Genomic DNA, 604 nt, shown 5'->3' on the forward strand with positions numbered 1-604 from the left:
CCGCACCCTCGACTTCGAAGAACACTTCAAACGCACCACCGACGGCCGCGGCGTCGACGTCGTCCTCAACTCCCTCGCCGGCGACTACGTCGACGCATCGCTCCGACTCCTGCCCCACGGCGGACGGTTCATCGAGATGGGCCGGACGGACACCCGCGACCCCGAGCAGATCGCGCGGCAGTACGCGAATGTGCGGTACCAGGCGTTCGTGCTGGCTCACCTCGACAAGGACCTGATCCAGCGGATGCTGGGGGAACTGGTCGAGCTGTTCGAGCGGGGCGTACTGACGCTGCCGCCGCTGACCACATGGGACGTACGGGAAGCGCGCGCCGTCTTCCGGGACATGAGCCAGGGCAAGCACGTCGGCAAGAACGTCCTGGTCCTGCCCCAGGCCATCGACCCGGAGGGAACCGTACTGATCACCGGTGGTACCGGGACCCTGGGGCAGTTGGCGGCTCGTCAGATGGTCAGCGAGCACGGTGCTCGCCATCTTCTGCTGACGAGCCGTCGGGGGCGGGATGCCGAGGGTGCCGCGGAACTGGAAGCCGAGCTCACCGCACTCGGAGCACAGGTCCGGATCGCCGCCTGCGACGCCGCCGACCAC

Annotated in this window: 1 protein-coding gene; it reads left to right on the top strand. The window is 68.2% G+C overall.

The features are described 5' to 3' along the window. On the top strand, positions 1–604 hold a 604-nt coding region (locus ADK36_RS10835), incomplete at both ends, for a zinc-binding dehydrogenase (RefSeq protein WP_159391111.1).

This window comes from Streptomyces viridochromogenes (assembly GCF_001270495.1).
Classification (GTDB): Bacteria; Actinomycetota; Actinomycetes; order Streptomycetales; family Streptomycetaceae; genus Streptomyces; species Streptomyces viridochromogenes_A.